General features: G+C 60.5%; 24 protein-coding genes. 4 read left to right on the top strand and 20 right to left on the bottom strand.

Annotated features, from left to right (window positions below; genetic code table 11):
- Positions 1-11 precede the first annotated feature (11 nt).
- From ACK2SD_RS09775 to ACK2SD_RS09755, 5 genes are all read right to left on the bottom strand, one after another.
- The gene (locus ACK2SD_RS09775; RefSeq protein ID WP_295483089.1) at positions 12-749 is read right to left on the bottom strand and encodes a hypothetical protein; all 738 of its coding nucleotides are present in this window, start codon (positions 747-749) and stop codon (positions 12-14) included.
- Positions 750-907: 158 nt separating this feature from the next.
- A complete protein-coding gene (gene codA / locus ACK2SD_RS09770; RefSeq protein ID WP_317872435.1) occupies positions 908-2149 on the bottom strand; it encodes a cytosine deaminase in 1242 nt (413 codons plus the stop codon).
- Positions 2150-2285: 136 nt separating this feature from the next.
- Entirely contained in the window at positions 2286-3545 is a 1260-nt protein-coding gene (codB, locus tag ACK2SD_RS09765) for a cytosine permease (RefSeq protein WP_412461991.1), read from the bottom strand.
- Between the two features lie 188 nt (positions 3546-3733).
- The gene (locus tag ACK2SD_RS09760; RefSeq protein ID WP_412461990.1) at positions 3734-4249 is read right to left on the bottom strand and encodes a hypothetical protein; all 516 of its coding nucleotides are present in this window, start codon (positions 4247-4249) and stop codon (positions 3734-3736) included.
- A 132-nt stretch (positions 4250-4381) separates the two neighbouring features.
- Entirely contained in the window at positions 4382-4696 is a 315-nt protein-coding gene (locus ACK2SD_RS09755) for a DUF3077 domain-containing protein (protein WP_412461989.1), read from the bottom strand.
- Between the two features lie 351 nt (positions 4697-5047).
- Here ACK2SD_RS09755 and ACK2SD_RS09750 point away from each other — a divergent pair, with 351 nt between their 5' ends.
- Positions 5048-5743 carry a type 1 glutamine amidotransferase domain-containing protein gene (locus tag ACK2SD_RS09750; RefSeq protein WP_412461988.1) on the top strand — a complete coding sequence of 232 codons (696 nt, stop codon included), beginning with the start codon at positions 5048-5050 and terminating at the stop codon, positions 5741-5743.
- Positions 5744-5807: 64 nt separating this feature from the next.
- Here ACK2SD_RS09750 and ACK2SD_RS09745 read toward each other — a convergent pair whose 3' ends face one another.
- From ACK2SD_RS09745 to ACK2SD_RS09725, 5 genes are all read right to left on the bottom strand, one after another.
- The gene (locus ACK2SD_RS09745; RefSeq protein ID WP_039578640.1) at positions 5808-6812 is read right to left on the bottom strand and encodes an amidohydrolase family protein; all 1005 of its coding nucleotides are present in this window, start codon (positions 6810-6812) and stop codon (positions 5808-5810) included.
- Positions 6813-6883: 71 nt separating this feature from the next.
- The gene (locus tag ACK2SD_RS09740; protein ID WP_412461987.1) at positions 6884-7609 is read right to left on the bottom strand and encodes a dienelactone hydrolase family protein; all 726 of its coding nucleotides are present in this window, start codon (positions 7607-7609) and stop codon (positions 6884-6886) included.
- Between the two features lie 63 nt (positions 7610-7672).
- The gene (gene htpG / locus ACK2SD_RS09735) at positions 7673-9580 is read right to left on the bottom strand and encodes a molecular chaperone HtpG (RefSeq protein ID WP_412461986.1); all 1908 of its coding nucleotides are present in this window, start codon (positions 9578-9580) and stop codon (positions 7673-7675) included.
- Between the two features lie 85 nt (positions 9581-9665).
- Positions 9666-10124, bottom strand: coding sequence for a PaaI family thioesterase (locus ACK2SD_RS09730; RefSeq protein WP_412461985.1), 459 nt, complete (start codon positions 10122-10124; stop codon positions 9666-9668).
- Complete coding sequence (locus ACK2SD_RS09725; RefSeq protein WP_295483114.1) at positions 10121-10612, bottom strand: PaaI family thioesterase; 492 nt, start codon at positions 10610-10612, stop codon at positions 10121-10123. Before ACK2SD_RS09725 ends, ACK2SD_RS09730 begins: the two co-directional genes overlap by 4 nt.
- A 151-nt stretch (positions 10613-10763) precedes the next feature.
- Between ACK2SD_RS09725 and ACK2SD_RS09720 the strand changes: the two genes are divergently transcribed.
- A complete protein-coding gene (locus tag ACK2SD_RS09720) occupies positions 10764-11039 on the top strand; it encodes a hypothetical protein (RefSeq protein WP_029612070.1) in 276 nt (91 codons plus the stop codon).
- 283 nt (positions 11040-11322) lie between these two features.
- Here ACK2SD_RS09720 and brnQ read toward each other — a convergent pair whose 3' ends face one another.
- From brnQ to sdhC, 10 genes are all read right to left on the bottom strand, one after another.
- Positions 11323-12636, bottom strand: a complete 1314-nt coding sequence (gene brnQ / locus ACK2SD_RS09715; RefSeq protein WP_029612069.1) for a branched-chain amino acid transport system II carrier protein — start codon at positions 12634-12636, stop codon at positions 11323-11325.
- Positions 12637-13004: 368 nt separating this feature from the next.
- Positions 13005-13889: a succinate--CoA ligase subunit alpha gene (gene sucD / locus ACK2SD_RS09710; protein WP_003254203.1), complete on the bottom strand. Its 885-nt coding sequence runs from the start codon at positions 13887-13889 to the stop codon at positions 13005-13007.
- Positions 13889-15055 (bottom strand): ADP-forming succinate--CoA ligase subunit beta, encoded by a 1167-nt coding sequence (sucC, locus tag ACK2SD_RS09705; RefSeq protein ID WP_029612068.1) that lies wholly within the window; start codon positions 15053-15055, stop codon positions 13889-13891. The genes sucD and sucC overlap by 1 nt, the downstream gene beginning before the upstream one ends.
- 170 nt (positions 15056-15225) lie before the next feature.
- Complete coding sequence (lpdA, locus tag ACK2SD_RS09700) at positions 15226-16662, bottom strand: dihydrolipoyl dehydrogenase (protein WP_412461984.1); 1437 nt, start codon at positions 16660-16662, stop codon at positions 15226-15228.
- Positions 16663-16758: 96 nt separating this feature from the next.
- Complete coding sequence (gene odhB, locus ACK2SD_RS09695) at positions 16759-17988, bottom strand: 2-oxoglutarate dehydrogenase complex dihydrolipoyllysine-residue succinyltransferase (RefSeq protein ID WP_317872426.1); 1230 nt, start codon at positions 17986-17988, stop codon at positions 16759-16761.
- Positions 17989-18030: 42 nt separating this feature from the next.
- Positions 18031-20862: a 2-oxoglutarate dehydrogenase E1 component gene (locus ACK2SD_RS09690; RefSeq protein WP_317872425.1), complete on the bottom strand. Its 2832-nt coding sequence runs from the start codon at positions 20860-20862 to the stop codon at positions 18031-18033.
- Between the two features lie 241 nt (positions 20863-21103).
- Positions 21104-21808: a succinate dehydrogenase iron-sulfur subunit gene (locus ACK2SD_RS09685; protein ID WP_029612065.1), complete on the bottom strand. Its 705-nt coding sequence runs from the start codon at positions 21806-21808 to the stop codon at positions 21104-21106.
- Positions 21809-21819: 11 nt separating this feature from the next.
- Positions 21820-23592 carry a succinate dehydrogenase flavoprotein subunit gene (gene sdhA / locus ACK2SD_RS09680; RefSeq protein ID WP_317872424.1) on the bottom strand — a complete coding sequence of 591 codons (1773 nt, stop codon included), beginning with the start codon at positions 23590-23592 and terminating at the stop codon, positions 21820-21822.
- 3 nt (positions 23593-23595) lie between these two features.
- Complete coding sequence (sdhD, locus tag ACK2SD_RS09675) at positions 23596-23964, bottom strand: succinate dehydrogenase, hydrophobic membrane anchor protein (RefSeq protein ID WP_029612064.1); 369 nt, start codon at positions 23962-23964, stop codon at positions 23596-23598.
- Positions 23958-24332, bottom strand: coding sequence for a succinate dehydrogenase, cytochrome b556 subunit (gene sdhC, locus ACK2SD_RS09670; protein ID WP_029612063.1), 375 nt, complete (start codon positions 24330-24332; stop codon positions 23958-23960). The genes sdhD and sdhC overlap by 7 nt, the downstream gene beginning before the upstream one ends.
- Positions 24333-24695: 363 nt before the next feature.
- Between sdhC and gltA the strand changes: the two genes are divergently transcribed.
- Both gltA and ACK2SD_RS09660 read left to right on the top strand, forming a co-directional pair.
- Positions 24696-25985, top strand: a complete 1290-nt coding sequence (gltA, locus tag ACK2SD_RS09665) for a citrate synthase (protein ID WP_295485113.1) — start codon at positions 24696-24698, stop codon at positions 25983-25985.
- Between the two features lie 172 nt (positions 25986-26157).
- Positions 26158-26904: a hypothetical protein gene (locus tag ACK2SD_RS09660; RefSeq protein WP_412461983.1), complete on the top strand. Its 747-nt coding sequence runs from the start codon at positions 26158-26160 to the stop codon at positions 26902-26904.
- Positions 26905-26919: the final 15 nt, after the last annotated feature.

Below are 26919 nucleotides of genomic sequence, written 5' to 3'. Positions count from 1 at the left end.
GGAGATGCCGATCAACCGCGCAGACGCCGCAAACGACGCCGCTGGCGTGCGCACGTGTAGGCCAGGATCAGCACCACCGCCCCCAGCACCACCGCCAGGCCAACCAACACTTGGCCATAGCGCGCCATCAGCGCCTGGAAGCCACTGACCTCACGCATGACCTGGAGGGTCGCCGGCCCATCGGCATGCACGATGCTGATGCCCCCTTGGGTGATCTGCGAGAAGTCCGCATCGAAGTACACCCATACGCGACATACGCCACCGGGCTCGATTGCAGGGATCTGAATAATGTTGGTGGCATTTTCGGGAATGCTGTCATCACCGGCATCATCGCGGACCTGCACCAAGCCCTTGGCCGGCAGACGGATCAACACCTTCTGTACAGGCTTGTCGCTGGTATTGCGCAAGGTGACGAACAGCCCAGTACGGTGATCGACCAACCCTGCCTCGAAGGGTTTGGCGAACAGTTGCATGTAGGGCGCTTGAGCCTGGCTGACCAGCGCCTCGACTTGGTCGCGGTTCAAAGCGCCCTTGGCCACGGCTTCGACGCCGGCGAACAGTCGCTCGTACTTGAGCTGCTCTCGAGCCTGGCCGATGCGTTCGTTGAACTGACTGGGATAGGTCAGTGCCTCGTAGGCGACATAGGCTTTCAACCCACCCTCATCCTTGAACGAAACGTACAACGCGGCGACAGCGCCCGCCGCGACCAACAGACCCGCGAGGGCCTTTCCGACTTTTTCCCAACTCACCTTGGCGGTTCCTTGTAGCGCGGCACGCGCAGTTGAAGACCGGGGCCAAGCGTGCCAAGTAACGGCTGCCGAGGCAAGCGCTCAGCACGTGCCCACGCCGGTTTAGGTGCAAGCACCACAGTCCCGGCAATGACGCTCCAGGCTGACCGCCCTGCCCTTCAGACGAATCGTTCGACTCGCGCAGGCGTTCGACGCATCAGTACCTTGCCTGCACGGATCGAGACCAGCGCATGCCCCTGGCTGCGAACCATCTCGTAGTCGTCGGCGGCAGACAGCACCAGCAGGTTCGCCGGGCGCCCGACTGCGATGCCGTAGCGCTCACCCAGATTCAAGGTACGCGCACTGTTGTCGGTGATCAGGTCGAGCGCGCGCTGCAGATCCTCGTAGCCGAGCATATGGCAGATATGCAGACCCGCTTCGAGCACGCGCAGGATGTTGCCGTTACCCAGTGGATACCAGGGGTCGACGATCGAATCCTGGCCAAAACAGACGTTCAGCCCGGCACGGTCGAGCTCGGCCACCCGGGTCACACCGCGCCGCTTGGGAAAGCTGTCGAAACGTCCCTGCAAATGAATGCTTTCGGTGGGGCAGGATACGAAGTTGATGCCCGACATCTTCAACAGACGAAACAGCTTGTAGCAGTAGGCATTGTCATAGGAGCCCATGGCCACGGTATGGCTGGCAGTGACCCGAGCCCCCATGTCGCGCACACGGGCTTCTTCGGCCAGCACTTCAAGAAAGCGCGACTGCGCATCGTCGGTCTCGTCGCAATGAACATCCACCAGGCAGCCAGTGCGCTCGGCAAGGTCCATCAGGAACTTGACCGAGGACACGCCCTGATCGCGGGTGTTCTCGAAATGCGGAATACCACCCACCACATCGGCGCCCAGCGCCACCGCCTCGGTCATCAGGGCCCGTCCGTTGGCGTACGACTCGATGCCTTCCTGAGGAAACGCCACGATCTGCAAATCGATCAGATGACGCACCTCCTCGCGCACCTCGACCATGGCCTTGAGCGCCACCAAGGTCGGATCGGTGACGTCGACATGAGTGCGCACATGCTGGATGCCGTGATCCACCAGCGCGCCTATGGTCTTCTTGGCCCGCGCCTTGATGTCTTCGTGGGTAGTGATAGCCTTGCGCTCGGCCCAACATTCAATGCCTTCGAACAACGTGCCGCTCATGTTCCAGCGCGGCTCACCGGCTGTCAGGGTGGCATCGAGGTGGATATGCGGCTCGATGAAAGGCGGTATCACCAAGTTCTGTGCCGCGTCGATATCCTCGGCACTGCTCGGTTCAATCTTCGCCGGTTGGAGCTCGATGGCGGCAATGCGCTCGCCGCTCACCCGGACTGTGAACAGCCCGGTCTTGCCGCGCAGGCGGGCGTTGATGATGTTCATGGCGTTACTCCTGGCCTTGGCTATTACGCTCGCGCCAGAGCAACGGCGCGATAAAAGCATTCATGCGTGATAATCGCGCATGGAAGGTATTGACGATGACAAACGCAGGGGGAGTCTAAGCAGCCCCGGGACAGGCCTAGCGTTTGGCTTGGACCGCAGGCTGTATTCGCGCTCTGAACTCAAGCAGAACGACATAACACAGTGCCGAGGCGCCGATTCCCACCAGCGGTGCGACCCACGGCGAGCTATAGGCCAGTACCGCGCCCAGAGCATAAGCGAAAAGACCTGCGCGGTTGTAGCGCGGCAGCTTGACCGAAGCCAAGGTGGGGTAGTGGCCGCGATGGCGGTACCAGAAATCGGCCATGATCACGCCACCGACCGGCGGAATGATCGAGCCTAGCAAAACCAGGAAAGGAATCAGCCACTCGTACATACCGCCTATCGCCAGGACGATGCCGACACCTGCGGCGAGCAGCGTAGCGGTGCGCCGCCGCTCACTGCGTGCCAGGTGGCAACTGGCGGCTGCCACGTTATAGAGGGTCGGGCCTTGGATGGTCCAGAGGTTCAGGCACAGCATCACCACCGCGGCGAACGACAGCCCTTGCAGCATCATCACCTCGACGATATCAGCTTGCTGATAAACCATCGCGCACCAAGCCCCCGCGACCACCATCAAGCCGTTGCCTACGAGAAACGCCACCACGCTGTCGGCTACCGCAGCCCGTGCGTTGCGCGACAATCGGGTCCAGTTGGTGGCCTGTGTCGCGCCACTGGCGAAGGTGCCGAACACCATGGTCACGGCGGCCGAGAAGCTCATGCTCTCATGCGGCACCACGGCCAGCAGCCCGGAAAACCCGCCCGCATCGCGTGTAGCGATGACCATCGAGATCACCAGCAACGCGAACATCAAAGGCACCGAGACGCGTGACAACCCGTCAAGCCCCTTGAAACCGATGATCGCAGTGACACTGAAGCCCAACCCGAACAGCACCATCAAGGCCGGAGTGAAGCCCTCTGCCAACCCCAGCAGCTTGACCAACACGATCGCCACCGTTGCCGTGCCCCAGGCGTACCAGCCCAGCTCTGCGAAACCGAGCAAGAAGTCGGAAAGGCGGCTGCCCGCCTCGCCGAAGCAGAAACGCCCCATCAACACGGTATTCAGGCCGCTGCGCGAGGCGATGAACGCCAGGCTCGCGGCATAGGCGGCCAGCAGAATGTTGCCAATCGTCGCTATCCAGAGCATGTCGGCGAAGGTAAACGCCATACCGAGCTTGCCCCCGGCGAACATGGTGCCGGTGAAGAACGTGAAGCTGAACAGGATCATGGCAATGGGAAGCAGGCCCTTGCGGGCTGCTGGAGGGGCTTCGGTCAGAGAAAATTCGCCGGATGAACTCATGATTGGAATAGTCCAAGAGTGAGGATTCCAACAGGCAGAGCAAGATACGGGCCGGGCTGGCCAAAGCGCGCGAGTGCTCAGGTGCTAGCCAGCTTCACTTGATGTGAACACTCCACACAGTGCATCGCTTTAAAAAATGAAGGCGTTTACGCCCTACTGTGAAGCGTGAATGCACGTTTGAAAGGCGGTCAATGGTCGCGCTCTGCACTGGCACCACCAAAGAGACGTTCAGCCTCCTGGTTCAGATCGATACCCTTTTCTTTGGCAATGCTGATCGTCATTGCCCATCGGGTCCTGTCTCGACGAAAGACGGCGTAGCGTTTGACCGCCTGCCGATGACGACCACTGTTTATCACCAGCAACGCCAACAATGGGAGCATCAGCGCTACCCCCAGGATGGCCATCCCGTGACCCGGGGCATGAAACGCGAGCGTGAGGGCCATGCACAGCACCAGTAACACCACATTGATCCAAACACCCCAACTGCGCCCGCGTACGACGAGCATGAACGCGAGCCCCATGACCACTCCGCCAAAAACGGTCGCAAAGAACGCAACCTTGAGCACGTGCTCATGACCGCGCCATGTAAGGGGAGTTGTGATGATCCACGTGACCGCCAGCGTTGCCATTACCAGTATGTGGGCGAGCAATATCACCCAGCCAAAACGACGAATGAAGACCCGCGTTTCGTTCGTATTCAGCATTTCGACATCACCTTGAGCCCTTGGATACTCGTCTGTGGCGCATTGTAGCGCGGTCACTGGCGGTGAAGCTTGCGGCGAGGGGATTGCCAAGTCAGGCCGATAGGACGACGCTGTGAGGCATCAGTGATTGCTTCAGGGCTTGGGGCCCTCTGGCGCTGACTGATCACCGCGCATTTGTGCCACCTGGCCGTCGATCATGGCCTTACTCATGCCGCTGAGGTAGAAGGTGGCGCGCATCAACACGGCGGCTTCACGGGGGTGATTGATGGCCCGACGCGTGAGCTCGGTCACGCAACCCATGATGGCGGAAATTTCCATGAGCGTGTCCTTGGCCGGCAGGCCAGGTATCGCCTGCACCCAGTCCATCCTCGGCTTGCGGCGCAAGCGCTCCATGGCGCTGATGACCTTGAGCTCAGGCCCCTTGGATGATTGATCGTCACTGCCCATATATCCTCCTGGAAATCGTCATGAAGTGCTTGCCACACTTCCTCGTCCTAACTCAACCAGACTCACGCGAACCCGGCGTGCGTCTCTGCCCGTGGGCTGAGGCAGGATGAGGAAATGCAGCAAGCAGGCGAAGCCTAGAGGGCCTCTGGTCAAGGCACAACGGCTCAACACGGGGAAATAGCATCATGGGAAAAGCCCTACGCGACACTCGGAAGGTTCACCCGAATCGAGGTCGCCCCTCAGCTGAAATGTCGCCCGAGACTATCCGATGGAACGTCCAAGCCCTTGAGACCTCCCACACTAACGCAGGCCAATAGCGCGCTGCCCACGAAGATCTGGAGGACCACTCGCATGTACAAGATCCTGATGGTGCTGACTTCCCACGACCAACTCGGCGATACCGGCCACAAAACCGGCTTCTGGCTCGAGGAGTTCGCCGCGCCGTATTACGTGTTCGTCGATGCCGGCGCCGAGATTACCCTGGCTTCGCCCAAGGGCGGCCAGCCTCCGCTCGACCCGAAGAGCGACCAACCCGATGCCCAGACCGAAGCCACCGAACGCTTCCAAGGTGATACCCAGGCACAGATGGCGCTGGCCGACACCGTACCGCTGGGCGAGATCGATCCTTACGATTTCGACGCCGTGTTCTACCCGGGCGGCCACGGCCCACTCTGGGACCTGGCGCAGGACAAGGACTCAATCACCTTGCTGGAAGCGTTCTATGCGGCCAACAAACCCATTGCCGCCGTCTGCCACGCGCCCGGCGTACTGAAGCGGGTGAAGGCGCCCGACGGCTCGTCGGTGATCGATGGCAAGCGCGTGACCGGCTTCACCAACAGTGAAGAACACGCCGTCGGCCTGACCGACGTGGTGCCATTCCTGGTAGAAGACATGCTCAAGGCCCAGGGTGGCGAGTACTCCAAGGCGGCCGACTGGGCCAGTTACGTGATCGAAGATGACCATCTGATCACCGGTCAGAATCCTGCCTCATCGCACGCCACGGCCGAGGCACTGCTCAAACGCCTGGCCAAAGAGCCGCACGCCTGATAATCACAGGTGTTGCGTAGGCACGCACGGACCTGCGCAACACGGTTCATGGCGATAAGCGTGCTCATCGACGCTTTGGTAATAGTGCCAGGAAGTTGTCCCTCGCCACTTGGCGGGCCACGGCTTCGGGCAACGCATCCAGAAACACGTCGAAGCCATGCATCTGCTCGCCTACGCTGGCGAACCGGCCCACCACATCCGAACCCAACATGAATCGATCCGGGAAGCGCTCCACCAGCGCCAGCCAGGCCTTGCGGGGTTTTCCCTGCTCATCCAGCAGATAGGGCTGACGCATGCTCCAGGACAAGTCGATGTAGAGGTTGGGGTAGGCTTCGAGCATGCGCTCGAGGGTGGGCAGAATGAAGTCCATCTGGGTCTGGTGACGATGGATCTCCAGACTGGTGCCGGCGTGGGCCCAAATGAATCGGGTATGCGGATGATCGCGCAGCGGCTCTTCGATCTCCGCCAGATACAGCGGGTTACGCTCGCGTTTGGAGGTGATGTTGGAGTGCACCATCACCGGCAGATCCCGCTCAGCAGCCAGGTGATAAATTCGCGCCATCGCCTCGTTGTTCGCCCGGGGCGTATCGCCGCTGGTCAGCGCCGTCAGGTCATCGTGGCGGGTGAACACCTCGCCGATGCCTTGCCAGAAATCGGGATACAGTTCGAGCATACGCTCGACATGGCTGACCGCGTTCTTGTCCACCGGATTGATCCCGGAAAGAAACGGATGAAAGCGTTTGCGCTGTTCGGCGGGCAGTTTCTGCACCGCCGCCGCCACGTGAATGTCGGTGGCACTGAACCAGTACGCTTCGGCGTCGTCACCTGCGTAATAGCGAGGACGCTTGGGCTCGTCCTCGTGCCATTTCTTCGCCACCGGAATACCGGAGATCATCGCGTGATCGACCCCTGCTTGATCCATGGCCCGTAGCAAGGCGGGCATGCCTTCACTTTCCTGGAAGAAGTCGACGTAATGCAGATGGGCATCGCTGTAGCGATAATCGCGAGCCTGCACCGTTGGGCACAGGCTGGCGGAAAACAGCAGGCAGGCCAGTGCTCTGGCGATCATGGGGCAACGTCCTGATGGCAATCGAAGCAGCGTAGACCACCGCCGCAGGCCGATCGTTCAGGACTGCCACTTCACGCCTTGAACACTTCCTCGAGCAGATTGTGCATCGAGCGGAACGCACGCTCCGAGGTGCGTCGATCGTACTGCATCTTGCCCGGCACGTTGGCGGTAGGATCGGTGAAGGAATGCACCGCACCGCCATAGCTCAGCAGTTGCCAATCGACCTTGGCCGCGTTCATTTCGGCCTCGAATGCCGGCAGTTGTTCGGCGGGTACCAGCGGGTCGGAGGCGCCGTGCAGCACGAGTACCGAGCCCTTGATACGCGAAGCGTCTTCAGGCCTAGGTGTATCGAGAGTGCCATGGAAAGACACCGTCGCCTTGAGGTCCGCGCCACTGCGTGCCAACTCCAGTGCGCAGCACCCACCGAAGCAGAAACCGAACGCGCCCGCTTTACCAGGCGCCAGGAGCGCCTTGGACTGACCGAGCAACTGCGCCAGGGCCTCGTGCATACGTTTGCGCAACTCGTCGCGGTCATTCTTCAACGGCATCATCGCCGCCCCCGCCTCTTCAGCATTCGATGGACGCACGCCCTGCCCGTACAAGTCGGCGATCAAGACCACGTAGCCTTGTTCGGCCACTTCCTTAGCGACGCGCTCAGCCACTTCGCCGATACCCATCCAGTTCGGTGCCATCACCAATGCAGGCCGTGCGGCCACCCCTGGCTCAAAGACCAGGCGACTTTCATAGCTGCGGCCGGACAGGTGATAGACCAGCGACTCGACGATTACCTTGCTCATCATGCGTTCCTCAGGCTTGACCAAAAGAAAAGCCCGCCGAAGCGGGCTTTGCGGTGCGTCATCTCAAGCAGACAGCTCGACCAGCAGCTTGTTCAGGCGGCGCACATACGCTGCCGGATCCTTGAGGCTGTCGCCAGCGGCCAAGGCCGCCTGGTCGAACAGAATGTGCGACAGCTCCGAGAAGCGATCTTCGCTCTGTTCGTGATCGAGCTTCTCGATCAGCGGGTGAGTCGGGTTGAATTCGAAGATCGGTTTGGAGTCCGGCACCTTCTGACCGCTGGCTTCGAGGATCTGGCGCATCTGCAGACCCAAGTCCTGCTCGCCGATGGCCAGAATCGCCGGAGAGTCGGTGAGACGGTGCGATACGCGCACTTCGGCCACGCTGTCGCCCAGCGCCGTTTTCAGGCGCTCGACAAGCCCCTCCTTGTCCTTGGCCACTTCTTCCTGGGCTTTCTTGTCCTCTTCGGAATCCAGCTTGCCCAGGTCCAGGTCGCCACGGGCGACATCGACGAAGCTCTTGCCATCGAACTCGGTGAGATAGCTCATCAGCCACTCATCGATACGGTCGGTGAGCAGCAACACTTCGATGCCTTTCTTGCGGAAGACTTCCAGGTGTGGGCTGTTCTTGACCTGCGCGTAGGACTCGCCAGTGAGGTAGTAGACTTTGTCCTGCCCTTCCTTGGCGCGAGCCAGGTAGTCGGCCAGGCTGACGCTCTGCTCGCCGCTGTCGTCGTGCGTGGAGGCGAAGCGCAACAGACCGGCGATCTTTTCCTTGTTGGCGAAATCTTCGGCCGGACCTTCCTTGAGCACCTGGCCGAAATTCTTCCAGAAACCCTTGTACTGTTCAGGTTCGTTCTTCGCCAACTTCTCCAGCATGTCCAGCACGCGCTTGGTCAGGGCCGACTTCATCGAATCGATGATCGGATCCTTCTGCAGGATTTCACGCGAGACGTTCAGCGACAGGTCGTTGGAGTCGACCACACCCTTGATGAAGCGCAGGTACAGCGGCAGGAACGATTCGGCCTGGTCCATGATGAACACGCGCTGCACGTACAGCTTCAAGCCGCGCGGTGCTTCGCGCTGGTACAGGTCGAACGGCGCACGTGCCGGCACGTACAGCAGCGAGTTGTACTCCAGCTTGCCTTCGACCTTGTTGTGACTCCAGGCCAGCGGGTTTTCGAAATCATGGCCGATGTGCTTGTAGAACTCCTGGTACTCCTCGTCCTTGATCTCGGTACGCGGGCGGGTCCACAGCGCGCTGGCGCGGTTGACGGTTTCCCACTCTTCAGCAGGCTGATCTTCGCCTTCGGCTACGGCCGATTGCTCTTTTGGCAACTGGATCGGCAACGCGATGTGGTCGGAATACTTCTTCACCACATTGCGCAGGCGCCAGCCGTCGGCGAACTCCTGCTCATCCTGCTTCAAGTGCAGGACGATGCGCGTGCCGCGCTGCGGCTTGTCGATGGTCGCGACTTCGAAGTCGCCCTCGCCCTTGGACGACCAATGCACGCCTTCGGCGGCAGCAGTGCCAGCACGGCGGCTGTAGACATCGACTTTGTCGGCAACGATGAACGCGGAATAGAAGCCCACGCCGAACTGGCCGATCAGGTGCGAGTCCTTCTTCTGATCACCAGTGAGGTTCTTCATGAAGTCGGCCGTGCCGGACTTGGCGATGGTACCCAGGTGGGTGATGACATCCGCGCGGCTCATGCCGATGCCATTGTCTTCCAGGGTGACCGTGCCGGCTTCCTTGTCGAAGCTCAGGCGAATCTTCAGATCGGCATCGCCCTCTAGCAACTCGGGCTTGGCCAGGGCTTCGAAACGCAGCTTGTCAGCAGCGTCGGAGGCGTTGGAGATCAATTCGCGCAGGAAGATCTCCTTGTTCGAATACAGCGAATGAATCATGAGGTGCAGCAGTTGCTTGACCTCGGTCTGGAAGCCCAGGGTTTCTTTTTGAGTCTCCACACTCATCGTCTTCACACTCCGATCTGTTGGTCATTGCGCCCCAGGCGTCGAGCCTGATGGGCGGATGTTCAGCAGATGGGGGCATGGCTGGCTATTTCAAGGGTGACTGCGGCTGGATCTTGAAATGCGCCCGGGCCGTGGCGATGGGCGAGCCGCGCTCGCCCTGCCAGGCGGTGATCGACACATTGGTCACCCGCCGCCCCTGGCGCCACAGCTGGCACTGGGCGAACGTGTCGCGGTAATGGCCGGCGCGCAGGTAATCGATGGAGAAGTCGATGATCTTCGGAATACTCAGGCTGTCACTGAAGATCAACAGGTACAGGGCGGCTGAAAGCTCCATGAAACCCGCGATCACGCCGCCATGAATGGCCGGGAGCAGCGGGTTGCCGATGTTGTCGGGGTTGGCGGGCAGACGAAACAGCAGATCATCGCCCTCGCGCTGACATTCGATGCCGATCAGCCGGGCGTAGGGAATCAGTGCCAATAACGGCGCATAGTCGCCGCGTGCATGCGCCTCTGTCAGTTGCTGGCGTATCGGCGCAGGGATCATGCCTGTCCCTCGCCCATGCGCGCGGCAAAACTCAGGCCTCCGCGCGCTTCACCACCTAGACGCATGAAGGTGCCCACGACCTGGCAGATCGGCTGCGCCGGGTCGTCCTGGTAAGCGCTACCCCGAGTGAAGATCACATCACGGGTCACCCGGTAGCAGTACGCATGACCGTAAAGGTCCAAACCTGGCTTGGCCGGGTGCATGTAGTCGATACGCAGATCCAGCGTCGGACAGACTTCGAATTTCGGCAGCACGCACAGCGTGGCCATGCCGCAGGTGGTGTCCAGCAATGTGGTGAGCGCCCCGCCGTGCACGGCACCGGTCTGCGGATTGCCCACCAACCTGTCCGACCAGGGCAGCATCAAGGTCATGCCCTGCGCGTCGGCATGCTGCACCCGCATCTGCAACTGCTGGCAATGCCTCAGCGCCGACAGGAATCGCTGCGACATTGCCATCAGCGTGCTGAGCTCTGTAGGGGTTGGATTCATGACCAGAGCGCTCCGTGTTGTACTGGCCCACAGGGCCTGGAAAAAGTCGAGGCGAGTGGCCTGTTTATATATCTGCACGCGGCATTGAACTTCTCACACACCGCCGAACTCGAAGGTTTCAACTCACTTATTCCACAAGGAGAAACATCCCATGCGTAAACCTTTCGCTTTTGCTCTGATGCTGGCCGCTGCCATGGGTCTGGCTGCATGCGACAAGTCCAGCGAAGATAAAGCTCAGGACGCACAGAAACATGCCGAGCAGGCCCAGGAAAAGATGGGCGAAGCCCAGGATAAAGTGAACGACGCCGCCAAGGAAAATGCCGAAGCTGCCAAAGATCAGGCTGAAGCGCAGCAGAAGGCCGTCGAGGAAGCTCAGCCGTCCAATCCGGCGCCGACCACCGCTCCTGCTGAACCTGCCAAGCAGTAATTCAAGCAGAACAAAAAACCCGACAATGTCGGGTTTTTTTATGGCCGCAACTTAATGGTGAAACGCTTCACTTGGGAAGTGCAAACTCTTGTTCTTGCCGAAACGACTACTGAACGCGCGCGTTTCGCGCCAGAGCAACTTCTCCACGTGCACCCCTCGCCTGGCGGCTGTCGCTTACTCGCATAAAAAAACCCTGCAGTCTGACGATTGCAGGGTTGTTGATGGGCACTTCACTCAGTGGCTGCGTAACGTATAGCCGTTACCACTGGCACCCTTCGATCTGTCAGGCCAAGGCTTCGCGTGGTTTGCCAAGAAGGCGGTCGCACGCCACGGCAACTACCAACGTCGCGACCGAAGGCACCAACCAGGCCAGTCCCTGATCGCTCAGCGGCAGGTGTGCCAGGAAGTCAGGCAACATATGGGCGATGTCGCTGCCCTTGATCGCATCGACGATGCCGAAGATCAGCGAAACCAGCATCACCGGCGCGAGAATACGCGTCGGCGAATTCCACAGGTCGTTGACGAAGCTGAGCCCGACTACCACGATGCACGGCGGATAGATCGCAGTGAGCACCGGGATCGAGAACATGATCAGCTTGGTCAAGCCAAGATTGGACACCAGCAGCGAGAAGCCGGCGAGGATCACCACCAGCGCGCGGTAGGACAGCGGCAGCATCTGGCTGAAATACTCGGCGCATGCGCAGGTGAGGCCTACGGCGGTGACCAGGCAGGCCAGCGCGATCAGCACGGCGAGGAAACCACTGCCCAGCGAGCCGAAGGTATGCTGAACATAGGCATGCAACACGGCAGCCCCATTGCTGGCGCCGGCGGCAATCTCGTGGCTACCCGCCCCCAACCGGAACAGACTGATATACACCAGGGCCAGGCCGACTCCAGCGATCAGCCCGGCGATGATGGCATAGCGGGTGATCAACTTCGGCGACTCGACACCACGCGAGCGAATGGCGTTGACGATGACAATGCCGAATACCAGAGCGCCCAAGGTGTCCATGGTCAAATAACCATCGGAGAAGCCTTTGGAAAACGCCGCGGCGGCATAGGCAGGTTGCGCCTCGCCGATACCGCCGGCTGGCAGCATGAAGGCTGCGATACCCAGTACCGCCAGGGCGATGATCTTCAGCGGTGCGAGGAAACGTCCGACAGTATCGAGCAGCTTGCCCGGATACATCGACACCGCCAGCACTACGATGAAATACACCAGGCTGTAAATGAACAGCGCCAGTGGGCTCTCGCCGGTCAGGGGTGCAACGCCTACCTCGAAGGAAACGGTCGCCGTGCGCGGCGTGGCGAACAACGGCCCCACCGACAGGTAGCAGACAGCAGCCAGCAGGCCACCACAGAACTTGCCGATCGGACTGCTCAGCGCATCCATTCCGCCGCCGACCTTGGCCAGCGCCACCACGGTGATGACCGGGAGGCCCACGGCCGTGACCAGAAAGCCCAGCGCCGCCATCCACACATGCGGCCCGGACTGCAGGCCGACGATAGGGGGGAAGATGATATTGCCCGCACCCACGAAAAGCGCGAACGTCATAAAGCCAAGTGCCAGGATATCCTGGCCTTTTAACACTTTCATTTAAGGAAGTACCACACTGCTGAAATCGGGGTTCGAGAGGGGATTTCCACATGGATGGCGGAAATGCTGCCCGGCCTGATGAGCCAGACCCGTTTAGCGTGTCGTTCCCTTTTGGGGTACGGGCACAGAGTGACGCGTAGGGTACAGAATTTGGCCAGCAAACGCACTGTAGCGGTGCAGCTTGTCCGATGTGCGTACATGTTTGTCGTTTAAGCGACCGATGACGTGGGGATTATTCCAGAGACGCGGAAAGCTTCTGTATGAAGGATCCTGTTAACCATGAGGAAAAATCCTAGAGCTGCAGGACAGAAACGACAAAGGCCACCCGAAGGTGGCCTCTGTGCGCGTGGGGGGGTACAGCGAGTTGCTTACTTCTTGGCTTCCCAGCCAGTCAGCTCGGCCAGGGCCTTGCCGATGTCTGCCAGGGAACGCACGGTCTTGACACCAGCGTCCTGCAGGGCAGCGAACTTCTCGTCCGCAGTGCCTTTGCCGCCGGAGATGATGGCGCCAGCGTGGCCCATGCGCTTGCCTGCAGGCGCGGTAACGCCCGCGATGTAGGAAACGACCGGCTTGGTAACGTGAGCTTTGATGTAGGCAGCCGCTTCTTCTTCAGCCGAACCGCCGATCTCGCCGATCATGACGATCGCTTCGGTCTTCGGATCTTCCTGGAACAGCTTCAGGATGTCGATGAAGTTGGAGCCTGGGATCGGGTCGCCACCGATGCCGACGCAGGTCGACTGGCCGAAGCCGGCGTCGGTGGTCTGCTTGACCGCTTCGTAGGTCAGGGTGCCGGAACGCGAAACGATACCGACCTTGCCTGGCAAGTGAATGTGGCCTGGCATGATGCCGATCTTGCACTCGCCCGGAGTGATGACGCCTGGGCAGTTAGGACCGATCAGGGTCACGCCCAGTTCGTCGCACTTGACCTTGGCGTCCAGCATGTCGAGGGTCGGGATGCCTTCGGTGATGCAGACGATCAGCTTGATACCGCCGAACGCCGCTTCGAGGATGGAGTCCTTGCAGAACGGAGCCGGAACGTAGATGACCGAAGCGTCAGCACCGGTGGCTTCCACGGCTTCCTTGACGGTGTTGAACACCGGCAGGCCCAGGTGGGTGGTGCCACCCTTGCCTGGAGTAACGCCGCCAACCATCTTGGTGCCGTAGGCGATGGCTTGTTCGGAGTGGAAAGTACCTTGCGAGCCGGTGAAGCCCTGGCAGATGACTTTGGTGTCTTTATTGATCAGGACGCTCATTACTTGCCCTCCGCAGCTTTGACAACTTGTTGAGCAGCGTCGGTCAGGCTGGTTGCCGCAATGATGTTCAAACCGCTTTCTGCCAGTACTTTAGCGCCCAGTTCGGCGTTGTTGCCTTCGAGGCGAACAACCACCGGCACTTTCACGCCGACTTCTTTGACTGCACCGATGATGCCTTCGGCGATCATGTCGCAGCGCACGATACCACCGAAGATGTTGACCAGAACGGCCGCGACATTGCTGTCGGACAGAATGATCTTGAACGCCTCGGTCACGCGCTCTTTGGTAGCACCACCGCCCACGTCGAGGAAGTTGGCCGGTTTGCCGCCGTGCAGGTTGACGATGTCCATGGTACCCATGGCCAGGCCAGCACCGTTGACCATGCAGCCGATGTTGCCTTCCAGCGCGACGTAGTTCAGTTCGAACTTGGCAGCATGGGCTTCACGGGCGTCGTCTTGCGACGGATCGTGGAACGTCTTCAGCTTGGGCTGACGGTACATGGCGTTGGCATCGATGTTGATCTTGGCATCGAGGCAGTGCAGGTCGCCGTCGGCCTTGATCACCAGCGGGTTCACTTCCAGCAGGGCCAGATCGTGATCCTTGAACAGCTTGGCCAGGCCTACGAAGATCTTGGCGAACTGCTGAACTTGCTTGCCTTCCAGACCCAGCTGGAACGCCAGCTCGCGACCCTGGAACGGCTGAGCGCCGACCAGCGGGTCGATGGTAGCCTTGAGGATCTTCTCGGGGGTGTCGTGGGCGACCTTCTCGATGTCTACGCCACCTTCAGTGGAGGCCATGAACACGATGCGGCGGCTCGAGCGATCCACGACAGCGCCCAGGTACAGCTCCTTGGCGATGTCAGTGCAGGACTCGACCAGGATCTTGGAGACTGGCTGACCGTTTGCATCGGTCTGGTAGGTCACCAGATTCTTGCCCAACCACTGCGCAGCGAACGCCTTGGCGTCTTCTTTGCTGCGAACCAGCTTGACGCCACCCGCTTTACCGCGACCACCGGCGTGAACCTGGGCTTTTACCACCCACTCCGAACCACCGATCTTGTCGCAGGCTTCTGCGGCTTGTTCAGGGGTATCGACCGCGAAACCCTTGGAAACTGGCAGGCCGTACTCAGCGAACAGCTGTTTACCCTGATACTCGTGAAGATTCATGCTTTTTACCGTCTTCGTTAGGTACTGCGCTTCGGCGCTGCGCTGTTTCCAGCGCCGCGCCACCTGTGACCGTTAACCCCGGATTGTTCCGGTGGCCCGGTCCGGCGGACATTCCGCGGTGGATCTTGCGCGCAAGACCCACGACGGGCAGCCCGCCGTGGTTTTTATAATTAACGCTTCTTACGGTTGGCCACGTGAATGGCGCCGCCATTCACAGCCAGCGCGGCTTCATGCAGCGCTTCGGACAGAGTCGGGTGGCTGAACACCATCATGCCCAGGTCTTCGGCACTGGTGCCGAATTCCATGGCGATAGCGCCCTGCTGAACCAGCTCGGCAGCCGATGGGCCGATCACGTGAACGCCCAGCACACGGTCGGTCTTGGCATCGGCGATGACCTTGACGAAACCACCGGTGTCGTTCGCCGCCATCGCACGGCCGCTGGCCGCGAACGGGAAGGTGCCCACGTTAACCTCAACGCCTTCGGCTTTCAATGCCTGCTCGGTCTTGCCGACCCATGCGATTTCCGGGTGGGTATAGATCACCGACGGGATCAGGTCGTAGTTCATCTGGGCCTTGTGACCTTTGATGCGCTCGACGACCATGATGCCCTCTTCCGAGGCCTTGTGCGCCAGCATCAGGCCACGCACCACGTCGCCGATGGCATAGACGCCTGGGACGCTGGTGGCGCAGTAGTCGTCAACGTAGATGTAGCCACGCTCGTCGATATTGACGCCGCTGTCGACGGCCAGCAGGTCAGTAGTCACAGGACGACGGCCCACGGCGACGATCAGCTTGTCGAAGGTGATCTTCTGCTCGCCTTCGGCGTTGGTGTAGGTGACTTCGACTTCTTCACCAGTGACTTTCGAACCGGTGACGCGCGCACCCAGCTTGATGTCCAGACCTTGCTTGGTCAGGATCTTCTGGGCCTCCTTGGAAACCGCGGTGTCGGCGGCCATCAGGAAAGTGTCCAGAGCTTCCAGGACAGTAACTTCTGCGCCCAGGCGAGCCCAGACCGAACCCAGCTCCAGACCGATCACGCCGGCACCGATTACGCCCAGGCGTTTAGGCACGGCCTGGAATTCCAGCGCGCCGGTGGAGTCGACGATGACTTTCTGGTCGACTGGCGCCGGTGGGATGTCGATCGGGCGCGAGCCGGAAGCGAGAATCACGTTCTCTGCTTCGATGACTTCGCTGCTGCCATCAGCCTTGGTGACTTCGACTTTCTTGCCCGCCAGCAGCTTGCCGTGGCCCTGGATCGAGGTCACGCCATTGGCCTTGAACAGGGTGGCCACACCACCGGTCAGGTTCTTGACGATGCCGGCCTTACGGCCAATCATCGCGGCGACGTCCATCTTCACTTCACCCGTGGAGATACCGTGGACGTTGAAGCTTTCTTTCGCTTCTTTGTACTTCCAGGAGCTGTCGAGCAGCGCCTTGGAGGGAATGCAGCCGACGTTCAGGCAGGTACCGCCCAGGGCCAGCTTGCCTTCGGCGTCGGTGTATTCCTCGATGCAGGCAGTCTTCAGACCGAGCTGGGCAGCCTTGATGGCAGCCACATAGCCGCCAGGACCCGCACCAATCACCACTACGTCGAATTTCTGGGTCATAAAAGATTCCTTTTTAGCTTCAAGCTTCAAGCTGCAAGCGGCTGGAACGGCAGGCTTCGTCATTAAGCCTGCCGCTTGCCGCTTGCAACTGTGCGATTAGATGTCCAGCAGCAGGCGGGACGGATCTTCCAGCAGGTTCTTGATGGTGACGAGGAAGGTTACGGCTTCCTTGCCATCGATCAGACGGTGGTCGTAGGACAGCGCCAGGTACATCATCGGGCGAATGACCACTTGGCCGTTGATCGCCATCGGACGCTGGATGATGTTGTGCATACCCAGGATCGCAGCCTGCGGCGGGTTGACGATCGGGGTCGACATCATCGAACCGAAGGTACCACCGTTGGTGATGGTGAAGGTACCGCCAGTCATCTCTTCGATGGACAGCTTGCCGTCACGGGCCTTCTTGCCGAAGGTGGCGATGCCGTTCTCGATCTCGGCCAGCGACATCGATTCGGCGTTACGCAGCACAGGCACTACCAGACCACGGTCGCTAGAGACGGCTACGCCGACGTCCGCGTAGCCATGGTAGACGATGTCGTTGCCGTCGATCGATGCGTTGACTGCCGGGAAGCGCTTGAGCGCCTCGGTGGCGGCCTTGACGAAGAACGACATGAAGCCCAGGCGCACGCCATTGTGGGTCTTTTCGAACAGGTCCTTGTACTTCGAACGCAGGGCCATGACTTCGGTCATGTCCACTTCGTTGAAGGTGGTCAGCATGGCCATGTTCGATTGCGCTTCGACCAGACGCTCGGCGATCTTGGCGCGCAGACGAGTCATCGGCACGCGCTTCTCGGTGCGATCGCCGGCCGCGACGACGACCGGGGCAGCGGCGGCAGCGGCAGGCTTGGCGGCCGGAGCAGCAGCAGGCGCGGACTTCTTGTTGGCGATGGCCGCGACCATGTCTTCCTTGGTCACACGACCGCCCTTGCCAGTGCCCTTCACAGAGGCCAGATCGATACCGTTTTCTTCGGCCAGCTTGCGTGCGGCAGGCGCGGCGACCGGGTCATCTTCGCCAGCGTCAGCGGCGGCAGCAGCCGGAGCGGCAGCCGGTGCCGCAGCGGCGGCGGCAGGTGCAGCGGCAGCTGCGCCACCCTCAACGATCGAACCCAGTACTTCGTCGGACAGGACGGTGTCGCCCTCGCCCTTGACGATGTCGCCCAGCACGCCGTCGGCGGTCGCCAGCACTTCCAGGACGACCTTGTCGGTCTCGATGTCGACGATCAGCTCGTCACGCTTGACGGCTTCGCCCGGCTTCTTGTGCCAGGTGGCAACGGTGCCGTCGGCAACCGATTCCGGGAAGGTTGGGGCTTTGATCTCGATAGCCATTATCAGTATTTCCTTAAATTCGGTTTCAGGTGCGCGAAGGCGTTAGACAGTGAACGCGTCTTGCAGCAGTTTTTCCTGCTGCTCGGCGCTCTTGGACGCGTAGCCACAAGCAGGCGCGGCAGAAGCATCGCGACCGGCGTACTCGAGGACCAGCGCCTTGTCGTGGCGGCCCAGGATGCGACGCATGTGGTGCTGACTGCTGTACCAGGCGCCCTGGTTCATCGGCTCTTCCTGGCACCAGACCGCATGCTTGAGGTTGGTGTACTGCGCCAGGATTTCGACCAGATCGTCCTCAGGGAACGGATACAGCTGCTCGATACGCAGGATGGCGATGTCTTCGCGGCCTTCGGCACGGCGTTTTTCCAGCAGGTCGTAGTAGACCTTGCCGCTGCACAGCACCAGACGCTCGACCTTGGCCGGCTCGATCGCATCGATTTCCGGAATGACGGTCTGGAACGAGCCTTCGGCCAGGTCTTCCAGGGTCGATACAGCCAGCTTGTGGCGCAACAGCGACTTAGGCGTCAGCACGATCAGCGGCTTGCGCAGCGGACGGATGACCTGACGACGCAGCAGGTGGTAGATCTGCGCTGGTGTGGTCGGCACGCAGACCTGGATGTTCTGCTCAGCGCACAACTGCAGGTAACGCTCAAGGCGTGCCGAGGAGTGCTCCGGGCCCTGCCCTTCATAACCGTGCGGCAACAGCATGGTCAGACCGCACAGACGGCCCCATTTATGTTCGCCGCTGGTGATGAACTGGTCGATCACCACCTGCGCACCGTTGGCGAAGTCGCCGAACTGGGCTTCCCAGATCACCAGCGCGTTCGGCGTGGTGGTCGAGTAGCCGTATTCGAACGCCAGCACGGCCTCTTCCGAAAGGAAGGAGTCGTACAGCTCGAAACGCGGCTGGCCCGGGAACAGGTTCATCAGCGGTACGTAGGTGCCGGCGTCCTTCTGGTTGTGCAGCACCGCGTGACGGTGCGAGAAGGTGCCACGGCCAATGTCCTGGCCGGTCATGCGGATCGGGTGACCTTCGAACTGCAGAGTGGCGTAGGCCATGGTCTCTGCGTAACCCCAGTTGATCGGCAGGCCACCGGCCTGCATCTTCTGCCGGTCTTCGTAGATCTTGGCGACCTGACGCTGGACGACGAAGCCTTCCGGCAACTCGAGCAGCTTGGCCGACAGTTCCTGCAGGGTCTTGAGGTCGAAGCGGGTGTCGTGACGCGCAGTCCAGGCATGGCCCAGATACGGACGCCAGTCGACGAACAACTCGCGGTTCGGCTCCTTGACCAGGCTCTTGACCACGTGCAGGCCGTTGTCCAGCGCGCTGCGGTACTCGTCGATCTTGGCCTGGGCGCGCTCGCTGTCGATGCGGCCAGCCTGGATCAGCGCGTCGGCGTACAGCTCACGGGTCGTGCGCTGCTTACTGATCTGCTGGTACATCAGCGGCTGGGTGCCGTTGGGCTCGTCAGCCTCGTTGTGACCGCGACGGCGGTAGCAGACCAGGTCGATCACCACGTCACGCTTGAACTGCATGCGATAGTCGATGGCCAACTGGGTGACGAACAGCACGGCTTCCGGGTCGTCGCCATTCACATGCAGGATCGGCGCCTGGATCATCTTGGCAACGTCGGTGGCGTACTCGGTGGAACGCGCATCCAGTGGGTTGCTGATGGTGAAGCCGACCTGGTTGTTGATCACGATGTGCACAGTGCCACCGGTCTTGAAACCGCGGGTCTGCGACATCTGGAAGGTTTCCATGACCACGCCCTGACCGGCGAATGCCGCGTCACCGTGGATGGAAATGGGCAGCACCTTGTCACCGACGCTGTCGTTGCGACGGTCCTGGCGGGCACGAACCGAGCCCTCCACCACCGGCGAGACGATTTCCAGGTGGGACGGGTTGAATGCCATGGCCAGGTGGACTTCGCCGCCGCTGGTCATGACGTTGCTGGAGAAACCCTGGTGATACTTGACGTCACCGGAACCCAGCTCGTTCATCTTCTTGCCTTCGAACTCGTCGAACAGCTCGCGCGGGTTCTTGCCGAAGGTATTGACCAGCACGTTCAGACGACCGCGGTGGGCCATGCCGATCACGACTTCCTTGGTGCCATAGGAGCCGGAGCGCTGGATCATTTCGTCCAGCATCGGAATCAGGCTCTCGCCGCCTTCCAGGCCGAAACGCTTGGTGCCTGGATACTTGGTGCCCAGGTATTTCTCCAGGCCTTCACCGGCGGTGACGCGCTCGAGCAAGTGAGTCTGCACGTCGACGGAGAAGTCAGGACGACCACGCACGCTTTCCAGGCGCTGCTGGAACCAGCTGCGCTGCTCGGAATCGACGATGTGGGTGAACTCGGAGCCGATGGTGCGACAATATGTCTTCTGCAAGGCATCGACGATTTCGCGTAGGCTCGCTTCCTCTTTGCCGATGTACAGGTCGCCGGCACGGAAGGTCGTATCAAGATCGGCATTGGTCAAGCCGTAGTGATTGATCGACAGGTCTACGGGCGCAGGGCGCTGCCACAACCCCAAGGGGTCGAGCTTGGCAGCCTGATGACCGCGCATACGATAGGCCTGGATCAGTCGCAGCACTTCAACCTGCTTCTTCTCGTGTTCGCTGCTCACGCTCCCGGCAGATACCGGTTGAGCGCGGCGCTGGTTCTTCGCCAGCAGTACGAAATGATCGCGGATCGTCGAGTGCGAGACGTCGGTAGCGGTGCTGCCGTCGGCGGGCAACTTCTGGAAGTAGGTGCGCCACTCTTCTGGCACAGCGTTAGGGTCGTGCAGGTAGAGTTCGTAGAGCTCTTCCACATATGCAGCGTTACCACCTGAAAGGTGGGCGCTTTCCCACATGCGCTGCATCACGCTTTCTTGCATGCTTGGTCACCCTCGTTAGGGGACGGATCGACAAGAACCACGCAAACCTGGAAAAGTCCGAACACAGCGACCAACCACGCCACCTGGATCCTGCAGATTTTCCGGGTACCAGCCCGGAAGCCCCTGCTGGTCTCATATCTTCAAAGGTAATGAGCGCGGGCTTTGTGGGCCCTTGCTCCGGTTTTACCTCGGCGCGGGCTCACCACCCGCGCGTCGGCTTACTGCTGGTGCAACATTCGAATCAGGTGCCGCTTTGCAGCAGCATGTTACGTACGTGACCGATCGCCTTGGTCGGGTTGAGACCCTTCGGGCAGACGTTCACGCAGTTCATGATCCCGCGGCAGCGGAATACGCTGAACGGGTCATCCAGCGACGCCAGGCGTTCCTGGGTCTTGGTATCACGGCTGTCGGCCAGGAAACGGTAGGCCTGCAGCAGCGCGGCGGGGCCCAGGAACTTGTCCGGGTTCCACCAGAACGATGGGCAGGAGGTCGAGCAGCAGGCGCACAGGATGCACTCGTACAGACCGTCCAGCTTCTCGCGCTGTTCCGGCGACTGCAGACGCTCGATGGCCGGGGCCGGCGTATCGTTCTGCAGGAACGGCTTCACCTTCTCGTACTGCTTGTAGAAGATGCTCATGTCGACGACCAGATCACGAATGACCGGCAGCCCCGGCAGCGGACGCAGCACCAGCTTGTTGCCCTTGACCACGCCCGACAACGGGGTGATGCAGGCCAGGCCGTTCTTGCCGTTCATGTTCATGCCATCGGAACCGCACACGCCTTCACGGCAGGAGCGACGGTACGAGAAGCCCTCGTCCTTTTCCTTGATCAGCGCCAGCACGTCCAGCACCATCAGGTCCTTGCCGCCGGTATCGACGTCGAACGACTCCATCTTGGGCGCCGAGTCGGTGTCCGGGTTGTAACGATAAACTTCGACTTTCAACATAGCGGCCACCCTTAGTAAGTCCGGACTTTTGGTTCGAAGGCAGGCACTGTCTTCGGCGCAAAGTTGACACCACGCTTGGCTACGCGCTTCTCACCCGGGTAGTACAGGGTGTGGCACAGCCAGTTTTCGTCGTCACGGTCTTCGAAGTCTTCACGGGCGTGTGCGCCGCGCGACTCTTTACGGGCTTCGGCCGCGATGGCGGTAGCTTCGGCGACTTCCAGCAGGTTCTGCAGCTCCAGCGCTTCGATGCGCGCGGTGTTGAAGGCCTGGGACTTGTCGTTGATCTTGACGTTGGCGATGCGGTCACGCAGACCGGCCAACTGCTCGATACCCTTCTGCATGTATTCGCCCGTACGGAATACACCGAAGTAGTTCTGCATGCAGCTTTGCAGCTCGCGCTTGAGGCTGGCGACGTCTTCGCCGCTGGTACGCTCGTTGAGCTTGTTCAGGCGGTTCAGCGCCACGTCGACATCGGTGTCGCTCGCATCGCGGTACTCGACGCCATCGCTCAGGGCTTTTTCAAGGTGCAGGCCGGCAGCACGGCCGAACACCACCAGGTCGAGCAGCGAGTTGCCGCCCAGGCGGTTGGCACCGTGTACCGATACGCATGCCACTTCACCCACGGCGAACAGACCCGGGATGATGCGATCCTGGCCGTCGGCGTCCATGGTGATGGCCTGGCCATGAATGTTGGTGGCAACGCCGCCCATCATGTAGTGGCAAGTCGGGACCACCGGTACCGGCGCGACCACCGGGTCGACGTGGGCGAAGGTCTTGGACAGCTCGCAGATACCTGGCAGGCGGCTGTGCAGCACTTCCTCGCCCAGGTGATCGAGCTTGAGCAGGACGTGATCCTTGTTCGGACCCACGCCATTGCCGGCGATGATTTCCTTGACCATGGAACGGGCGACCACGTCGCGGCCAGCCAGGTCTTTCGCGTTCGGCGCGTAACGCTCCATGAAGCGCTCGCCGTGGGCGTTGATCAGGTAACCACCCTCACCGCGGCAGCCTTCGGTGACCAGTACACCAGCGCCGGCGATGCCGGTCGGGTGGAACTGCCACATCTCGATGTCCTGCACCGGCACGCCGGCGCGCAGCGCCATGCCGATACCGTCGCCGGTATTGATCAGGGCGTTGGTGGTGGAGGCGTAGATACGGCCAGCACCGCCGGTGGCCAGTACGGTGGCCTTGGACTTGATGTACATGGTTTCGCCGGTTTCGATGCAGATCGCGATCACACCGACGAAGGCGCCGTCCTGGTTCTTGACCAGGTCAACGGCGTAGTACTCGTTGAGGAAGGTGGTGCCGGCTTTCAGGTTGCCCTGATAGAGGGTGTGCAGCAGGGCGTGACCGGTACGGTCGGACGCAGCGCAGGTACGCGCGGCCTGGCCACCCTTGCCGAAGTCCTTGGACTGGCCACCGAATGGGCGCTGGTAGATACGACCGGTTTCGGTACGCGAGAACGGCAGGCCCATGTGGTCCAGTTCGAAGACCGCAGCCGGGCCTTCCTGGCACATGTATTCGATAGCGTCCTGGTCACCGATGTAGTCGGAGCCCTTGACGGTATCGTACATATGCCAGCGCCAGTCATCGTTCGGGTCGGCCGAAGCGATGGCGCACGTGATGCCGCCCTGGGCGGATACGGTGTGCGAACGGGTCGGGAAGACCTTGGTGACTACGGCAGTCTTGTGGCCGCCTTGAGCCAGCTGCAGCGCAGCGCGCATACCAGCACCGCCGCCACCGATGATGATGGCGTCGAAGGAAATGGTTGGAATGTTAGCCATGAATCAGATACCCCAGAGAATCTGCACACCCCAGACGAAGTAAGCGAACATCGCAACGCCGCATACCGCCTGGAACAGGAAACGAATCGCCGTCGCCGATTTGCCAAGCGCCATAGGCGTCAGGTAGTCGGTGGCGATGGTCCACATGCCGACCCAGGCGTGAGCGCCCAGTGCGACCAGGGCCAGCAGGCTGAAGATTCGCATCGCGTTGTGAGAGAACAGCCCGTGCCACTGCGCGTAGTCCAGGCCCGGGTGCACGGCGAGGTAGCCGATCAGGAAAATGAAATAAGCCGCGAGAACGACCGCAGAGACACGCTGCGCCATCCAGTCATAAAGGCCCGAACGCGAAAGGTTCGTGACGTTGGTTACCATATCCAAACTCCTACCAGAACGATCATCACGACAGACACCACGATGATGATCTTCGAACCCAGTCGTCCGCCTTCCAGCGTCTCTCCGATGCCCATATCCATGATCAGGTGGCGTACGCCAGCAATCAGGTGATACAGCAGAGCAGACAGCAGACCCCACGCAATGAACTTCGCCAGCGGGCTGGTCAAGGTCGCTTTGACCTCACCAAAGCCCTCTTCCGAACCCAAAGATTGACCCAATGCATAAAGCATGAAGGCCAGCCCCAGGAACAGGATGATGCCGGATACGCGGTGGAGGAAGGACGTTACGCCGGTTATAGGGAGCTTGATGGTCCTTAGGTCTAGGTTTACAGGTCGTTGGCTTTTCACGGCTTTTTTCACACTGAAGAGCCCCTAGGGAACAGGGCAAAGTTGTTGGTAAGTGTACTGGTCAGGTACCCACCACCGGAGAGAACACGACACCCAGCAGGGCGGGCTGGAAAGCCCCTGGGAGTCGGCTGCCGAGTATAGACAGTTAGGCTGCTTATGACAACGTGAGGGGCTAGCCCGAATAGCGCATTGCCTTTAGTGAACAAAAGGCGTAAATGGCCGGCAATTTCGTGAAAATCATGGGCTTGGAGAGGGTTTCAACCAGCCTTTAGGCAAATTGACATCTGAATTTATCCCTCTATAGTGGTGCGGGCCCTGCGTGGGGGGTCTGACTGATGATTTCAAGCATTAATAGGAGGCCACATGGCTGACAAAAAAGCGCAGTTGGTCATCGAGGGCGCAGCCCCCGTAGAGCTGCCCATTTTAACCGGCACCGTTGGTCCCGATGTCATCGACGTCCGCGGGTTGGGGGCATCCGGTCACTTCACCTTCGACCCGGGCTTCATGGCCACCGCCTCGTGCGAATCCAAGATCACCTACATCGACGGCGACAAGGGCGTACTGCTGCACCGCGGCTACCCCATCGAACAGCTCGCCGAGCAGTCGGACTACCTGGAAACCTGTTACCTGCTGCTCAACGGCGAACTGCCGAACGCCGAGCAGAAGGCCAAGTTCGTCAGCAACGTCAAGAACCACACCATGGTTCACGAACAGCTGAAAACCTTCTTCAACGGCTTCCGCCGCGACGCGCACCCCATGGCCGTCATGTGCGGCGTGGTCGGCGCCCTCTCGGCCTTCTACCACGACTCGCTGGACATCAATAACCCCCAGCACCGCGAGATCTCGGCCGTGCGCCTGGTGGCGAAGATGCCGACCCTGGCCGCGATGGTCTACAAGTACTCCATGGGCCAACCCATGATGTACCCGCGCAACGACCTGTCGTACGCAGAGAACTTCCTGCACATGATGTTCAACACCCCGTGCGAGATCAAACCGATCAGCCCGGTGCTGGCCAAGGCGATGGACCGGATCTTCATCCTCCACGCCGACCACGAGCAGAATGCGTCCACCTCTACAGTACGCCTGGCAGGCTCCTCGGGCGCCAACCCGTTCGCCTGTATCGCCGCCGGCATCGCGGCGCTGTGGGGCCCTGCCCACGGTGGCGCAAACGAAGCCGTATTGACCATGCTCGATGAAATTGGCGATGTCTCGAACATCGACACTTTCATCGCCAAGGCCAAGGACAAGAACGATCCGTTCAAGTTGATGGGCTTCGGTCACCGCGTCTACAAGAACCGCGACCCACGCGCCACCGTGATGAAGCAGACCTGCGACGAAGTGCTGCGCGAACTGGGCATCAAAGACGATCCGCAACTCGAACTGGCCATGCGCCTGGAAGAGATCGCCCTGACCGATCCGTACTTCATCGAGCGCTCGCTGTACCCGAACGTCGACTTCTACTCGGGGATCATCCTCAAGGCGATCGGCATTCCAACCAGCATGTTCACCGTGATCTTCGCCCTGGCCCGTACCGTAGGCTGGATCTCGCACTGGAAAGAAATGCTGTCCGGCCCGTACAAGATCGGCCGTCCGCGCCAGCTGTACACCGGCGAACCGCAGCGTGACCTGACCGCACTGAAAGATCGCAAGTAAACGATCACTGCGCGTCGAACGAAAAGCCCCGGCAACTTGCCGGGGCTTTTCGTTTCTACTGACCGACCCAATCCAACGAAACCCTTCCTGCTGATGTGCCGCCAGCGGACACGAGACGATCCGAGCGCACGTCAGAACGTGCGAACTCACACAGCCTCGGCAGGACAAACTAATGACTATCGAAAAAAGCCTGGCCTTCATCGACCAGCTCCCCACCCCACGCATGCGGCGTGACGCACCCACCACCCTCGATACCCCCACAACACCGGGCACAGACGCGAAGGCCGGCGTCATTCAATCACAACTGATCGCCTTCACCTCGGGCCTGGATACGCACTTCAAAGAAGCAGTCAAGTATTCGACGCAGCTTGCGCAACGCGTAGCCGACAGCAAATTCAACCATATACAACAGCGCATGGAATGGTATGAGGCTTACAACGAAGCGCTGAAACATGTGGGCTGGGTAGGCTCCAACAACAAGTTAACCCAATACAAGAATAGCAACCTCGAAATCACCATGGAAAACGTGGCGATTGAACTGGTCAAACTGGCCGCCGGCCCGAACGCCGCCATTATTGCCGACCTGACCAGCGCCACCATCAATGCACTGAAGGGCGACGGCGAAGTGTTGAGCAAGCTGCAGACGTCTTCCAGCTCAGGTGCATCCGGCGCCTTCGACATCTTGCCCACCCTGCAGAAGGGTGACGATGTGGTCATGTACAACCACGCGATGGTGTTTGAACACAGCAAGGATAGCGGGGGCTTCTGGTTCTGGAGCTGGACCATGAGCCAGGTCAGCCTCAATCACTGCGCCAATGAGTGGACACTCAATTACTCGTTCTACAAAGACGTCGAAAGCAAGATCAAGCAAAAGCTCGGTGACAGCACGGACAAATTCTTCGACTCGCTGAATTTCTGATGGTTTGACAGGAAG

The organism is Pseudomonas sp. SC11 (assembly GCF_047039205.1).
Taxonomy (GTDB): Bacteria; Pseudomonadota; Gammaproteobacteria; order Pseudomonadales; family Pseudomonadaceae; genus Aquipseudomonas; species Aquipseudomonas boreofloridensis.
This window is presented reverse-complemented; position numbering and strand designations above follow the sequence as displayed.